The organism is Pseudonocardia lutea (assembly GCF_042658055.1).
Taxonomy (GTDB): domain Bacteria; phylum Actinomycetota; class Actinomycetes; order Mycobacteriales; family Pseudonocardiaceae; genus Pseudonocardia; species Pseudonocardia lutea.
The window spans coordinates 92,355-92,666 of sequence record NZ_JBHSQK010000041.1 but is presented as its reverse complement, the minus strand read 5'-3'; the positions used below and the strand labels follow the sequence as shown (position 1 = coordinate 92,666).

Sequence of the window (312 nt, the reverse complement as noted above, 5' to 3'; positions counted from 1 at the left end):
TGCCCGTCCGCCTCCGCGGCCTGGCGCAGCGCGGTCCGGTGCGCGGCGATCCGGGCGGCGGCCGGCGGTTCCGGGACCGGCGGGAGCGGGTCGCCGGCGCCCACGCCGGTGCCCTCCAGTGCGGTGCGGGCGCGGAGCGTGGCCTCCGCGGCCTCGCGCAGGGCGGCCCTCCGCAGCGCGCACGCCGAGCCCTCGGCCAGCACCGACCGGCGGGCCTCGGCCACCCGCGCGACCGCGGCGGAGTCCGGCCCGGCCGTGCCCTCCGCGGCCTCCCGGGCGGTACGGCGGGCCTCGCGGTGCTGCTCGGCGGCC

1 protein-coding gene is annotated in these 312 nt (G+C 84.9%); it reads right to left on the bottom strand.

The window, feature by feature from the left end:
- Positions 1-312, bottom strand: a 312-nt coding sequence (locus ACFQH9_RS17200) for a hypothetical protein (RefSeq protein WP_379567147.1), incomplete at both ends; no start/stop codon positions are given.